General features: G+C 72.6%; 12 protein-coding genes and 1 tRNA gene. 9 read left to right on the forward strand and 4 right to left on the reverse strand.

Annotated elements, in window-relative coordinates; translation table 11 throughout:
* The first annotated feature begins 309 nt into the window (after window positions 1-309).
* From ACIQ8B_RS29205 to ACIQ8B_RS29230, 6 genes are read left to right on the forward strand one after another with little or no spacing between them, the layout of a single operon-like run.
* Window positions 310-1329: a sugar ABC transporter substrate-binding protein gene (locus tag ACIQ8B_RS29205; RefSeq protein ID WP_403550886.1), complete on the forward strand. Its 1020-nt coding sequence runs from the start codon at window positions 310-312 to the stop codon at window positions 1327-1329.
* Window positions 1329-2408, forward strand: coding sequence for an ABC transporter permease (locus tag ACIQ8B_RS29210; protein WP_290009503.1), 1080 nt, complete (start codon window positions 1329-1331; stop codon window positions 2406-2408). Before ACIQ8B_RS29205 ends, ACIQ8B_RS29210 begins: the two co-directional genes overlap by 1 nt.
* A gap of 5 nt (window positions 2409-2413) precedes the next feature.
* Entirely contained in the window at window positions 2414-3325 is a 912-nt protein-coding gene (locus ACIQ8B_RS29215; protein WP_290009505.1) for an ATP-binding cassette domain-containing protein, read from the forward strand.
* Window position 3326: 1 nt separating this feature from the next.
* Window positions 3327-4229, forward strand: a complete 903-nt coding sequence (locus ACIQ8B_RS29220; protein WP_106411314.1) for a sugar phosphate isomerase/epimerase — start codon at window positions 3327-3329, stop codon at window positions 4227-4229.
* A gap of 29 nt (window positions 4230-4258) precedes the next feature.
* Window positions 4259-5278 (forward strand): Gfo/Idh/MocA family protein, encoded by a 1020-nt coding sequence (locus tag ACIQ8B_RS29225; protein WP_290009508.1) that lies wholly within the window; start codon window positions 4259-4261, stop codon window positions 5276-5278.
* 26 nt (window positions 5279-5304) lie between these two features.
* Window positions 5305-5586, forward strand: a complete 282-nt coding sequence (locus ACIQ8B_RS29230) for a hypothetical protein (RefSeq protein WP_403550890.1) — start codon at window positions 5305-5307, stop codon at window positions 5584-5586.
* A gap of 51 nt (window positions 5587-5637) precedes the next feature.
* Here the strand turns inward: ACIQ8B_RS29230 and ACIQ8B_RS29235 are convergent, their stop codons facing one another.
* The 3 genes from ACIQ8B_RS29235 to ACIQ8B_RS29245 form a co-directional block, all read right to left on the reverse strand.
* Window positions 5638-6642, reverse strand: coding sequence for a Gfo/Idh/MocA family oxidoreductase (locus tag ACIQ8B_RS29235; RefSeq protein WP_290009509.1), 1005 nt, complete (start codon window positions 6640-6642; stop codon window positions 5638-5640).
* Between the two features lie 71 nt (window positions 6643-6713).
* Window positions 6714-7490 carry an SDR family oxidoreductase gene (locus ACIQ8B_RS29240; protein ID WP_106411311.1) on the reverse strand — a complete coding sequence of 259 codons (777 nt, stop codon included), beginning with the start codon at window positions 7488-7490 and terminating at the stop codon, window positions 6714-6716.
* A 50-nt stretch (window positions 7491-7540) separates the two neighbouring features.
* Window positions 7541-8716: a phytanoyl-CoA dioxygenase family protein gene (locus ACIQ8B_RS29245; protein WP_403550893.1), complete on the reverse strand. Its 1176-nt coding sequence runs from the start codon at window positions 8714-8716 to the stop codon at window positions 7541-7543.
* A gap of 109 nt (window positions 8717-8825) precedes the next feature.
* Here ACIQ8B_RS29245 and ACIQ8B_RS29250 point away from each other — a divergent pair, with 109 nt between their 5' ends.
* Both ACIQ8B_RS29250 and ACIQ8B_RS29255 read left to right on the forward strand, forming a co-directional pair.
* Window positions 8826-9860, forward strand: coding sequence for a LacI family DNA-binding transcriptional regulator (locus ACIQ8B_RS29250; protein WP_106411309.1), 1035 nt, complete (start codon window positions 8826-8828; stop codon window positions 9858-9860).
* A 54-nt stretch (window positions 9861-9914) separates the two neighbouring features.
* The gene (locus tag ACIQ8B_RS29255; RefSeq protein WP_403550895.1) at window positions 9915-10532 is read left to right on the forward strand and encodes a TMEM175 family protein; all 618 of its coding nucleotides are present in this window, start codon (window positions 9915-9917) and stop codon (window positions 10530-10532) included.
* 28 nt (window positions 10533-10560) lie between these two features.
* Here the strand turns inward: ACIQ8B_RS29255 and ACIQ8B_RS29260 are convergent, their stop codons facing one another.
* Window positions 10561-11718 carry a Gfo/Idh/MocA family protein gene (locus ACIQ8B_RS29260; RefSeq protein ID WP_290009516.1) on the reverse strand — a complete coding sequence of 386 codons (1158 nt, stop codon included), beginning with the start codon at window positions 11716-11718 and terminating at the stop codon, window positions 10561-10563.
* 180 nt (window positions 11719-11898) lie between these two features.
* Between ACIQ8B_RS29260 and ACIQ8B_RS29265 the strand changes: the two genes are divergently transcribed.
* Window positions 11899-11972: transfer RNA gene (locus tag ACIQ8B_RS29265), tRNA-Pro, on the forward strand.
* The last annotated feature ends 77 nt before the right edge of the window (window positions 11973-12049 follow it).

Consider the following 12049-nt stretch of genomic DNA (forward strand, 5'->3'; position numbering starts at 1 on the left):
TCCTCGAGCTGCTGGGGATGCGGGTGCCAGGACGCCCTGCCACGGCGGGACGCGCTTCCGGGGACCTGCCGCCTCCCAGGTGTAGGTCTCGAGGGGCGGCGGTGTCAATAGTTTGTACTTACATTCGGACGAGCGAGTGAAATGATGTCTTAACAAAGTATTGACAGCAGGCGGTTTCGGGGATTGGATCGCGTCCCAGCAGAACCGCCGTGTGTGATGGCGCACACCCCCGGACTCCCGAGGTTCCGGGCACCGGACTCTCGGACTCCTCGCCCTTTCCCCCGTGAAGCACAGTGAGGTGCAGGACTGATGGACCGCTCTTCCCACCCCCGCTCCCGCAGAGTCGCACCCTTCGTCGCGGCCGCGGCGGCAGCCGCCCTGACCCTCGCCGGCTGTTCCAGCGGTTCCGGCGGCAAGAAGGCCGAGGAAGGCGGAGCGGACGCCTCGGCCGGCAAGGCCTCGACGCCTCGGATGACGGTCGCCCTGGTCACCCACCAGGCCCCCGGTGACACCTTCTGGGACATCGTCCGCAAGGGTGCGCAGGCCGCCGCCGACAAGGACAACGTCAAGCTCATCTACTCGGCCGACCCGAACGCGGGCAACCAGGCCAACCTGGTGCAGAACGCCATCGACCAGAAGGTCGACGGCATCGCGGTCACCCTGGCCAAGCCGGACGCGCTCAAGGGCGTCATAGCCAAGGCCGAGGCGGCCGGCATCCCGGTCGTCGGCCTGAACTCCGGACTGAGCGACTGGAAGGACCTCGGGCTGCTGGAGTTCTTCGGGCAGGACGAGACCGTCGCGGGCGAGGCGTTCGGCAAGAAGCTCAACGAGGTCGGCGCGAAGAACGCGGTCTGCGTCGTCCAGGAGCAGGGCAACATCGGTCTCACCCAGCGCTGCGCCGGCCTGGAGAAGACCTTCGAGGGCAAGACGCAGGTCCTCAACGTCAACGGCACCGACATGCCGTCGGTGAAGTCGACCATCACCGCCAAGCTGAAGCAGGACACCTCCATCGACTACGTCGTCACCCTCGGCGCGCCCTTCGCGCCCACCGCGGTGCAGTCCGTCGAGGAGGCCGGCAGCAAGGCCGAGGTCGCCACCTTCGACCTGAACAAGGAGCTGACCGGCGCCATCCAGGACGGCGACATCCAGTTCGCGGTGGACCAGCAGCCCTACCTCCAGGGCTACCTCGCCGTCGACGGCCTGTGGCTCTACAAGAACAACGGCAACTACAGCGGCGGCGGCGAGCAGCCCGTCCTGACGGGTCCGGCGTTCGTCGACAAGTCCAACGTCGAGGCGGTCTCCCAGTTCGCCGCGAAGGGCACCCGGTGATGAGCATGGCCCAACAGGCTGAGCCGGCGGCGACCGCACCGCCGGCCCCCGGCCCCGAGCGGCAGAAGGACGGCCGCACCGCGCGGCGCCCGCTGGCGCTGCGGCTGCTCGCCCGGCCCGAGGTCGGGGTGTTCCTCGGCGCGGTCGCCGTCCTGGTGTTCTTCCTGTTCGCCGCCCCGCCGGTGCGCGACGGCAGCTCGATGGCGAACATCCTGTACCAGTCGTCGACCATCGGGATCATGGCGCTGCCCGTGGCGCTGCTGATGATCGGCGGCGAGTTCGACCTCTCGGCCGGCGTCGCCGTCGTCACCTCCGCGCTCACCGCGAGCATGCTGAGCTACCAGCTCACCCTGAACGTGTGGGCGGGGGTGATCGCCGCCCTCGTGGTGTCCCTCGCGGTCGGCTTCTTCAACGGCTGGATGCTGGTGAAGACCGGGCTGCCGAGCTTCCTGGTCACCCTCGGCACCTTCCTGATCCTCCAGGGCGTGAACCTCGCGGTGACCAAGCTCGTCACCGGCAACGTCGCCACCGACAGCATCAGCGACATGGACGGCTTCGACCAGGCCAAGGCGCTCTTCGCCTCCAGCTTCGAGGTCGGCGGCGTCCAGGTGAAGATCACCGTCGTCTGGTGGCTCGTCTTCGCCGCGCTCGCCACCTGGGTCCTGCTGCGCACCAAGTACGGCAACTGGATCTTCGCGGTCGGCGGCAACAAGGACAGCGCCCGCGCGGTCGGCGTCCCCGTCACCTTCACCAAGATCTCCCTGTTCATGCTGGTCGGCTTCGGCGCCTGGTTCGTCGGCATGCACAACCTGTTCTCCTTCAACACCGTGCAGTCCGGCGAGGGCGTGGGCCAGGAGCTCATCTACATCGCCGCGGCGGTCATCGGCGGCTGTCTGCTGACCGGCGGCTACGGCTCGGCGATCGGACCGGTCTTCGGGGCCTTCATGTTCGGCATGGTGCAGCAGGGCATCGTCTACGCCGGCTGGAACCCCGACTGGTTCAAGGCCTTCCTCGGCGTGATGCTGCTCGGCGCCGTCCTCATCAATCTGTGGGTCCAGCGCACGGCGACCCGGAGGTGACCGCAATGACCGACAAGACGACCGGCACCGACGGTGCCGTCCGCACGGACACCCCGGCCGGCGAGGACCGCCCCCTGGTCGAGCTCCGCGCCGCAGGCAAGTCCTACGGCAACATCCGCGCCCTGCACGGCGTCGACCTGACCGTCCACCCCTCCAGGGTGACCTGCGTCCTCGGCGACAACGGCGCCGGCAAGTCCACCCTCATCAAGATCGTCTCGGGGCTGCACCAGCACACCGAGGGCGAGTTCCTCGTCGACGGCGAACCGGTCCGGTTCTCCACCCCGCGCGAGGCCCTCGACCGGGGCATCGCCACCGTCTACCAGGACCTCGCCGTCGTCCCGCTGATGCCGGTGTGGCGCAACTTCTTCCTCGGCTCCGAGATGACCAAGGGCCCCTGGCCGCTGCGCCGCCTCGACATCGACCGCATGAAGCGGACCGCCGACGAGGAACTGCGCAACATGGGCATCGTCCTGGACGACCTGGAGCAGCCCATCGGCACGCTCTCCGGCGGCCAGCGCCAGTGCGTGGCGATCGCCCGCGCCGTCTACTTCGGCGCCCGCGTCCTCATCCTCGACGAGCCCACCGCCGCCCTCGGCGTCAAGCAGTCCGGCGTCGTCCTGAAGTACATCGCCATGGCCCGCGACCGAGGCCTCGGCGTCATCTTCATCACCCACAACCCGCACCACGCCTACATGGTCGGCGACCACTTCAACGTGCTGCGCCTGGGCACCCTGGAGCTCAGCGCCGACCGCAGCGAGGTCAGCCTCGAGGAGCTGACCAACCACATGGCGGGCGGCGCGGAACTGGCCGCGCTCAAGCACGAGCTCGCGCAGGTCCGCGGCGTCGACACGGAGGGGCTCCCCGAAACCGGCGACCTCCGCGCACCCACGGCCGCAACCCCCGAAGGGACGTCCTGACATGGCAGTCGCGCTCGACCGCATCCGGGTCGGTTCCGCCCCCGACTCCTGGGGCGTCTGGTTCCCCGACGACCCGCAGCAGGTGCCCTGGCAGCGCTTCCTCGACGAGGTCGCCGAGGCCGGCTACTCCTGGATCGAACTCGGCCCCTACGGCTACCTGCCGACCGACCCGGCCCGCCTCACCGACGAGGTGCAGCGGCGCGGCCTCAGCGTCTCCGCCGGCACCATCTTCTGCGGGCTGCACCGCGGCCCGTCCGAGTGGGACGCCACCTGGGAGCAGGTCAGCCGCGTCGCCGCGCTCACCCGGGCGATGGACGCGAAGCACCTGGTCGTCATCCCGTCCTTCTGGCGGGACGACAAGACCGCCGAGATCCTGGAGCCGCCGGAGCTCACCACCGAGCAGTGGGGCCACCTCACCCGGGGCATGGAACGCCTCGGCCGCGAGGTGAGGGAGACGTACGGCCTGGACATCGTCGTCCACCCGCACGCCGACACCCACATCGACACCGAGGAGCACGTGGAGCGCTTCCTCGACTCCACCGACTCCGGCCTGGTCAGCCTCTGCCTCGACACCGGTCACTACGCCTACTGCGGCGGCGACAGCGTCAAGCTGATCGAGACCTACGGCGAACGCATCGGCTACCTGCACCTCAAGCAGGTGGACCCCGAGATCCTCGCCGACGTCGTCAAGAACGAGATCCCCTTCGGGCCCGCCGTCCAGCGCGGGGTGATGTGCGAACCGCCGGCCGGCGTGCCGGAGCTGGGCCCGGTCCTCACGGCCGCGCAGAAGCTGGGCGTGGACCTGTTCGCGATCGTCGAGCAGGACATGTACCCGTGCGAGCCGGACAAGCCGCTGCCCATCGCCGTCCGCACCCGCAAGTTCCTCCGCTCCTGCGGCGCCTGACCACCCTCACCCGGACCGGGAGGCGACACATGAACCGGCGCGAGCCCCTCGGCATCGCGGTCGTCGGCACCGGCCGCATGGGCGCCGACCACGTGCGGCGGATCGACCGGGTGATCAGCGGGGCGCGGGTCGCCGCGGTCGTCGACATCGACGAGGAACGGGCCGAGGCCGTCGCGGCCGGCGTCGACGGCTGCACCGCCCACACCGACGCGGCCGAGGCGTTGGCGTCGGCGGACGTCGACGCCGTCCTCGTCGCCTCCTCCGGGCCCGCCCACGAGGCGGCGCTGCTCACCGCGTTCGCGCACGACCTGCCGGTGCTGTGCGAGAAGCCGCTCACCCCCGACGCGGCCTCCGCGCTGCGCGTGATGGAAGCCGAAACCGCCCTCGGCCACCGCCGGGTGCAGGTCGGCTTCATGCGCCGCTACGACACCGAGTACGTCCGCCTCAAGGCCCTGCTGGGCAGCGGACAGCTGGGCCGGCCGCTGATGCTGCACAACCGGCACCGCAACGTGGCCAGCCCGCCCTTCTTCACCAGCTCCATGCTGATCAGCGACTCCGTCGCCCACGAGGTCGACGTCACCCGCTGGCTGCTGGGCCACGAGATCACCGCCGTGACGGTGCTGCGCCCCGCACCCTCCTCCGGCGCACCCGAAGGACTGCGCGACCCGCAGTTCGTCGTCCTGGAGACCGACGGGGGCGCGCTCTCCGACGTGGAGATCTTCGTCAACTGCGGCTTCGGCTACCAGGTGCAGGCCGAGGCGGTCTGCGAACGCGGCACCGCCCGCATCGGCGACGGCCACCAGCTCGTCACCCACATGGCCGGCCGCTGGGGCGGCACCGTCGCCCAGGACTGGACCGACCGCTTCGCCCAGGCCTACGACGACGAGGTCCAGGCCTGGGTCGACGCCACCCGCCGCGGCGAGGTCACCGGCCCGAGCACCTGGGACGGCTACGCCGCCGCGGCCGTCTGCGAGGCGGGCGTCCGGGCGCTGGAGCAGGGCGGCCGGGTGGAGGTCGACCTCGCGCAGAAGCCGCCGCTGTACGCCTGAACGCGCGTGCCCGCGCGGGGCCGGCCGTGACCGTACGGCCGGCCCCGCGCGGGCACGTCCCGCTGCCCCTCCCGGCGGTCGCCGCGGCCGTGCCGCCCGTGGCCGAGCGGGGAGGCGCGGGTCCCGGCCGGCGCACCCGGCCGGCGAACGCCTTCGGCGGGGCCGGCGAGCAGCTCGGCGTACGGGCCGCGGGGCCGCTCCACGCCGTGCGCGGCGGCGGAGGCCCCGGCGCGGGAGCGGCCGCGGGCGGCCACCGCGACCAGGCGGCGGCCGCCCGCCCGGGCCGGGGCGACGAGAGCGCTAGGTGATCCGCGCGGCCCGCGGCGTCCCGATGCGCGGAGGCCGCGGAGCGGACCCGCTCATGCCTGCCGCACCTCCTCGACGGTGACGGGACGGTGCTCGTGCAGCGACCGTGTGCACGCCTCGGCGATCCAGCCGGCCTCGAGGGCGTCCTCGATCGTGCACGGCGACGGGCGGGCGCCCGCCACGACCTCGGTGAACGCGGCGAGTTCGGCGCGGTAGGCGTCGGTGAAGCGGTCCATGAAGAAGTCGTGCGGCACACCGGCCGGGAAGGTCACGCCCGGCTCCACCGAGCGCAGCGGCAGCTTGTCCTCCAGGCCCACCGCGATGGAGTCGGTGAAGCCGTGGATCTCCATGCGGACGTCGTAACCCCGGGCATTGTGACGGCTGTTGGAGACCACCGCGAGGGTGCCGTCGTCGAGGGTGAGGATCGCCCCGGTGGTGTCGGCGTCACCCGCCTCCTTGATGTAGCCGGCGCCCCGGTTGCCGCCGACCGCGTACACCTCGGTCACCTCGCGGCCGGTCACCCAGCGGATGATGTCGAAGTCGTGCACCGAGCAGTCCCGGAAGATGCCCCCGGACGCCGCGATGTACGCGGCCGGCGGCGGCGCCGGGTCCAGCGTGGTCGACCGCACGGTGTGCAGCGTGCCCAGCTCTCCGCCCCGGACGGCGGCGCGGGCGGCGGCGAAACCGGCGTCGAAGCGGCGGTTGTAGCCGATCTGCACCGGCACGTCCCGGCCCGCCACGGCCTTCAGCACCTCGACGCCCTCGGCCATGGTGCGGGCCACGGGCTTCTCGCAGAAGACGGGGACGCCCGCCTCCACGCAGGCCGTGATCAGCCCCGGGTGGGCGTCGGTGGCGGCGGCGACGACCACGCCGTCCACCCCGGCCGCGAGCACCGCCTCGGGGGAGTCCGCGACCTGCGCGCCGAAGCGCTCCGCGGCGGCCTTCGCGGCGTCCGCGAACGGGTCGGAGACGACGAGGGACTCGACGGCGTCGAGCCCGGACAGGGTCTCGGCGTGGAAGGCGCCGATGCGGCCGAGGCCGAGGATTCCGATGCGCATGGGGCGGTGCTCCTTGGGTGCGGGTGGTGCCGTCGGTGCGGCCGGTCGGTGCGGGCGGGCCCGGGGGAGGGTCAGTCGAGTCCGCCGAGGACGTTCTGGTCCCAGTCGATGACGGACCCGGTGACCACCCCGGACCGGTCGGACAGCAGCAGGACCACGAAGTCGGCGATCTCGTCCGGCTGGCCGAGCTTGCCCAGGGGCAGCCGCGCGGCGGCCCGCTCCCGCCAGTCGTCGCCGGCGCCGTGGAAGGCGCGCTGCGTGGCGTCCTCGCCCTCGGTCGCGGTCCAGCCGATGTTCAGGCCGTTGATCCGGATCCGGTCCCACCGGTGGGCGTGCGCCGCGTTGCGCGTCAGGCCCATCAGGCCCGCCTTGGCGGCGACGTAGGGGGCGAGGAACGGCTGCCCGCCGTGCGCGGACGAGGTGATGATGTTGACGATCGTGCCGGGCTCGGCGCGCCGCACCATGTCCGCGACCGCCGCCTGCATGGCGAAGAACGGCGCCTTGAGGTTGATGGCGACGTGCTGGTCGAACAGCTCCGGCGTGGTGTCCAGGAGCGTGCCGCGCGAGGTCAGCCCGGCGGAGTTGACCAGGCAGTCGATCCGTCCGTGCGCCCGCACGACCTGGGCGACGGAGTCCTTGGCCTGTTCGGCGTCGGCCAGGTCGGCCCGTACGAACATGGCCTTGCCGCCCTGTCCGGCAAGTTCGGCGACCAGCGCCTCGCCCGGCTCCGGGCGGCGGCCGCTGACCGCCACGACCGCGCCCTCGCGCACCGCGGCCCGTGCGACGGCGGCACCCACACCCTGGCTGCCGCCGTTGACGAGGACGACCTTGTCGTCGAGAAGTCCCATGATGTCCTTCGGTGTCCTTCGGGTCTCTTCCGGGTTCTTCCGGTTCCGGGTCAGCTCGCGCGCCGCGCGGCACAGGCCCGCAGCTCGTCGCGCAGGGCGCGCGCGGTCCGGCCCTCCCGCAGCGCACGGCGCACCACGTCGGCCTGGGAGGGCGGGGCGAGCCCTTCGACCGGCGGGTCGTTGTCCAGGTTGGTGGGGAACGGGTAACCCTCGGCGCTCGCCGCGATCACGTTCTCCAGCCACTGCTCCGAGGCGCCCTCGGCCTTGCGCGCCAGCAGCACCGGGTAGACGGCGCCCACCACGGCCTCGCGGTCCACGGTCTCCATGGCCCGCCCGAACGCGGAGGACACCTGGAGCAGGTTGGCCGCGCGCCGGATGTCCGCCGAGCGGTTGGCGCCGGCGGCGTGGAACAGCGCCGGGTTGAAGAACACGGCGTCGCCCTTGGCCAGCGGGAGCTGGACGTGGTGCTCCTCGAAGTACGCGTGGAACTCGGGCCGCCGCCACGCGAGATAGCCGGCCTCGAACTTCTGCGAGTGCGGCAGGTACATCGTCGGCCCGGACTCCACGGGCATGTCGCAGTGCGCGACGGCGCCCTGGAGGGTGAGCACGGGGGAGAGGCGGTGCACGTGCGCCGGGTAGGCGGCCGCGGCCGCGTCGGAGAGGAAGCCCAGGTGGTAGTCGCGGTGCACGGTCTGCGCCGCGCCGCCCGGGTTGACCACGTTGACCTGCGAGGTCACCTGGTAGCCGGGGCCCAGCCAGGCCGTGGACACCAGGGCGATCATGTCGTTCGCGTAGTAGTCGGCGAACGCCTCCGGGTCGTGCAGCGCGGCCTTCTCCAGGGCGTTCCACACCCGGTCGTTGGCGCCCGGCGCGGCGAAGTGGTCGCCCGCGGCGGCGCCCGAGGCCCGCTGCTGGGAGATCAGGGCGTCGAACACGGCGGTGGTCCGGTCCACCACCGACGTGTCGGAGAACGCGCTGCGGATCACCACGATGCCGGGGCCGTCGGCGAGGGCGCGGACCAGCTCGGCCTGAGCGGCGCGGCGGTCGGCGAGCGCCAGCCGCTCGGCGTCGTAGAGCAGCACGTTCCGCTCGACGGCGGAGGCCAGCGGGTAGGAGGAGGCGTCGGTCGACTGCTCGACCAGGGCGCGGAAGGCGTCCAGATCGCAGTCCCGCTCCGACAGCCAGGCGGCCGGCGCGGGGGTCTGCACGGAAGACGATGCGGACATGGAATCGTCCCTTCGGGTCACGGAGCGACGCGGGTGATGTCATTCTTGTCAGAACAAACCCCTCGCACCACCATCAGGAACCCATCAAAAAACCCTCAGGAGCAGTCGCATGGGCCACCCGTTCCCGATCCGGGACATCGCACGTCAGGCCGGATTGAGCGAGGCCACGGTGGACCGGGTGCTCAACGGCCGCGGCGGGGTGCGGGAGAGCACCGCGCGTGAGGTGCACCGGGCCATCGCCGACCTGGACCGGCAGCGCACCCAGGTCCGCCTGGTCGGCCGGACGTTCATGGTGGACATCGTCATGCAGTCGCCGGAGCGCTTCTCCACGGCCGTCCGCACCGCCCTGGAGGCCGAACTGCCCTCCCTGCACCCGGCGGTGGTGCGCTCCCGCTTCCACTTCCGGGAGACCGGCCCGGCGGAGGAACTGGTCGCCGTCCTCGACCGGATCGCCCGCCGCGGCTCCCAGGGCGTCCTCCTCAAGGCCCCCGACGTCCCCGAGGTCACCGCCGCCGTCGGCCGGCTCGCGGCGGCCGGCATCCCCGTCGTGACCCTGGTGACGGACCTGCCGGTCAGCGCCCGCGTCGGCCACGTCGGCAGCGACAACCGCGCGGCCGGCGCCACCGCCGCCTACCTCATGGGCCAGTGGCTCGGCGACCGGCCCGGCAATGTGCTCACCAGCCTCTCCAGCGGCTTCTTCCGCAACGAGGAGGAGCGCGAGATGGGCTTCCGCAGCACCATGCGCGCCCGGCACCCCGGGCGCACCCTCGTCGAGATCGCCGAGGGCCAGGGCCTGGACGCCACCCAGTACGACCTGGTCCGCGCCGCCCTGGAACGCGACCCGGAGATCCGCGCGGTCTACTCGATCGGCGGCGGCAACATCGCCACCCTGCGCGCCTTCGAGGACGCCGGACGCGAGTGCGCCGTGTTCATCGCCCACGACCTCGACCACGACAACACCCGGCTGCTGCGCGAGCACCGGCTCTCCGCCGTCCTCCACCACGACCTGCGGCACGACCTGCGCGAGGCCTGCCACCTGGTGATGCGCGCCCACGGCGCGCTGCCGCCCGCCGGACCCACCCTGCCGTCCGCGATCCAGGTGGTCACCCCCTACAACATGCCCGCCCCCGCCGTGGCCGGGTGACCCGCCGGGCGTGTACCGCCCCGCGCCGGGCCCGCCGTGCCTACCGTCGTGCGCATGAGGAAACCGACCACGGAAGGCGGGCCGGACCGGCTGGTGGCGCTCTCCGACGGCGTGTTCGCCATCGCCATCACCCTGCTGGTCCTCGACCTCCGCGTGCCGCAGGGGCTGGACTCCGAGGGGTTCCACGAGGCGCTCGGCGACCTCCTGCCCAACCTGGGCGCCTACGCGATCACCCTCGCCGTGCTGGCCGGCTTCTGGCGCGACCACCGGGCCCTCTTCCGCCCGGTGCGGCAGGTGGACGCCGACGTGATCTGGCTGACCGTCCTCGGTCTGGGCCTCGCCGCGCTGCTGCCGTTCCCCACCGCCCTGGTCTCCGAGTACGGCGGCGAACGCGCCTCCGTCGTCATCTACTCGGCGGCGGTGGCCTCCCTCGGCGCCGTCCACCTCGCCCTCGCCGCCGTCATCAGCCGCCGGCCCTGGCTGCGCGGCGACGCCGGACCCGTCCGCGACGAGTTCCTCTACGCCCTCGACCTGGGGGCCACCGTGGCGGTGTTCGTGGTGTCCATTCCGCTGGCCCTGCTGGTGGGGCCCGCCGCCATGTGGTGGTGGCTGGTCCTGGTGCCGGTCAAGGTGTGGCTGGGGCGCAAGGAGGACGCACGGGCGGCGGGGTGAGCGTCAGGGCCGGGGGCCGCCGGGCGTGTCACCCGGGCACGTCCACCCACACCCCGTCCTCCGCCGACCGCACCATCGCGTCCAGCACCGTGGCGCTGTGCACCGCGTCCGCGAGGGTGGCGCCGTACGGAACGCCCTCGGCGACCGACCGCAGGAAGCGGTACGCCTCGATCACCTTCAGGTCGTCGTAGCCCATGGCGTTGGCCGCGCCCGGCTGGAACGCGCCGAACTCGCCGTCCCCCGGGCCGACGTACACGGTGCTCACCGGCTGGTCCTGGTAGCCGGTGCCGCGGCTGACGCCCAGTTCGTTCATCCGGCGGAAGTCCCAGAACACCGCCCCCTCGGTGCCGTGCACCTCGAAGCCGTAGTTGTTCTGCTCGCCCACGGAGACCCGGCAGGCCTCCAGCACGCCCCGCGCGCCCGACGCGAACCGCAGCAGGCAGCTCACGTAGTCCTCGTTCTCCACCGGCCCCGGCTCACCGCCGGCCGCACGGGAGTGGCCCGCGGTGGCGGCGGCCGGGCGGGCCCGCTCCGGGAGGAAGATCGCGGTGTCGGCGGTCAGGGACGCGATGTCGCCGAGCAGGAAGCGGGCCAGGTCGGCGCCGTGCGAGGCCAGGTCGCCCAGCACCCCGCTGCCGCCGCGCTCCCGCTCGTAGCGCCAGGTCAGCGCGCCCTCGGGGTGAGCCGCGTAGTCGCTGAACAACCGGACGCGGGCATGCGTCACCGTGCCGATCCCGCCGGAGGCGATCAGCTCGCGGGCGGCCTCCACGGCGGGCGCGTTGCGGTAGTTGAAGCCGACGGCTCCCTGGACACCGGCCTTGGCGACCGCGTCCGCGACCGCCCGGGCGTCCTTGGCCGTCAGCCCGACCGGCTTCTCGATCCAGAGGTGCTTGCCGGCCTCGGCCATGGCGACGCCGATCTCCCGGTGCAGGAAGTTCGGCGCGGTGACGCTGACCGCGCGCACGCGCGGGTCGGCGGCCACGTCACGCCAGTCGCGGGTCGTCGACGCGAACCCGAACTGCGCGGCGGCCTCCTCCGCCCGCCCCGGCACCTCCTCGGCGACGGTGACCAGCTCCGGACGCAGCGGCAGCCCGGGGAAGTGGTGCGCCACCCGCGCGTACGCCTGGGTGTGCACCCGCCCCATCCAGCCGAATCCGACGACGGCGACGCCCAGCGCATCCACCATGACTGCCTCTCTCCGGCCGGGTCCTGTCCTGCCCGCCCACCTTCGGGCCCGCCCGCCTGTCCTGTCAACCATTTGACAGGACATTGGTGAGGGCTGCCTCCGTGGGACCCCGCCCACCCTCCCCTCCGCATACGGTAGGGTTGACCTGCGAGATCACGCGGTTCGCCGCGGGAGCCGCATCGGGACGTGGCGCAGCTTGGTAGCGCACTTGACTGGGGGTCAAGGGGTCGCAGGTTCAAATCCTGTCGTCCCGACGATGCGGGAGCAGGGGGTCCGCCGGGTGTCGGCGGGCCCCCTGACGCACGCCGGGGAAGTGAACGCCGCACCACGG

Origin of the sequence: Streptomyces sp. NPDC096105, from assembly GCF_044763335.1 — a bacterium.
In the GTDB taxonomy this organism is placed as follows: domain Bacteria; phylum Actinomycetota; class Actinomycetes; order Streptomycetales; family Streptomycetaceae; genus Streptomyces.